Genomic DNA, 1,613 nt, shown 5'->3' with positions numbered 1-1,613 from the left:
CGCTGATCGCCTCGCTCAGCACCTGGTTGGCGCCGTCGCCATAGCGCAGGCTAAAGCCATTGTTGGGGTAGTCGGTGCGCAGCTTGAGACCGACGGGTTGCATCATGGCGGCGACACCGGTGGCACCCCAGTGATCGGTGGCCAGGCTGTTGCCGCCGGTAAAGTCCTCCATGCGGGTGCTCTCGGCGGCGGTGTAGAAGGTGCCGCTGGTCAGAGATCCGCCGGAGGTGTAGGCGGTAAAGCCGGTGCCGTCGACCCCATCCAGGGTGAGGGTGTTGGCATCCACCACGGTGGCGGTATAAATCTTGTCGTTCAGCTGAGTCATGCCGCCCACGCTGGTGATCATCACGGGCTCACCGGTGGTCAGGCCGTGACCGGTGATGGTCAGCGCTACCGGGTTGGCCTGGGTGGCGCCGGTGACGGTCTTGGTGCTGGCAACGCAGGTCAGGCCCAGCTCTATGGTGTACATGTTGCCGTTGAGATCGGCGATGCCGCAGCCCTGCCCGTTGTGAGTGGTCTTTGCGAACGGGGTGCCGGAGCCGGTCTTGCCGCAGTTGCTGTAACCGTCGGACACATAGCTGACGCTGCCGTCGTTGGTGTCGCCCAGGGCGTTGTTGTTGCAGCCTTTGACGAAGTTGGTCACGTTGTTGACGTCCCACCAGGCGTTGTGGCTGGTGCTGGTGGAGGCCTGAGCGTGGGCGTCGTGCAGCAGGGCCAGGGACGCGCGCATGAAGCGACTGTTGGGGAAGAACTGGGCGCCCCGGGTCTTGGCCGCCGCGATGGCGCCGCCGTAGTTGTTGGCCGGTGCCCCGGTCAGGCCGTTGAACGGGCTGTGATCAGCATGGCTCGACAGTGGGTTGCCATTTTTAATGGAGCTGGCGGTGCCTCCGTTGTTGCTGCAGCGGTACTTGTCGTGCATGAAGCCGGGCACCACCTCGCCGCCATCGATGAAGGCGCGGGGCAGCAGGTAGCCGGCGGCCTCGGCATCGGCGCGAGTGGCGAACTTGTGCAGTGGTTCTGTGTGTATCGAGTTGACGCCGTGCACCCCGTAGCTCGGATTGTCGGCGTGGGCGATGCGGGCATAGTACGCCGGCACCCACACCATTACGGAGCCATCAGAATACTGGTAGTTGCCGTACTCGTCGGAGCCCAAAGTGAAGGTGCCGGGCATGGCGGTGTAGCCGGCGGGCAGCTCGGGGCAGATGCCGACGCCGTAGCCCAGGCTGCCGGGCTGACCGATGTCATTCACCCGCACCGCGCCCAGCATGATGCGAGCGGCGGTGTCTTTGCCCAGCCAGTTAATATCAATCTTGCCCTCGCTGTCGGCCAGCGGGATCTTGCCCGGCTCAGGGGTCAGGGTGGCGGTACCGCCGGTGACGATGGCGGCGGCGGTGTCGGCCGACTGCTTTGCCTTGGCGGCCTCGTCTTCTGCTGCGTTACGGTGGGTGAGCGACTCGGCGGCGTGACTGGCCGACTCTGTGGCCTTGAGGGCGGCGGCGCTGGCCTGGTCCTGGGCAAAGCTGGCGTGTTGGCCGGCGGTAGCTTCGCGGGCCTGGGCGTTGGCGGCGTACTCTCCCGACAACTGCGCAGACTGGGCCGATGCGTCTTTATGT

1 protein-coding gene is annotated in these 1,613 nt (G+C 65.5%); it reads right to left on the bottom strand.

What is annotated here, in order from left to right:
- On the bottom strand, positions 1-1,613 hold a 1,613-nt coding region (locus tag UN63_RS16830), incomplete at both ends, for a ubiquitin-activating E1 FCCH domain-containing protein (protein WP_219821207.1).

The sequence above is a fragment of the Oceanisphaera arctica genome (assembly GCF_002936955.1).
GTDB lineage: Bacteria > Pseudomonadota > Gammaproteobacteria > Enterobacterales > Aeromonadaceae > Oceanimonas > Oceanimonas arctica.
The sequence above is the reverse complement of the archived record's forward strand: the minus strand, read 5'-3'. Positions and strand labels throughout refer to the sequence as shown.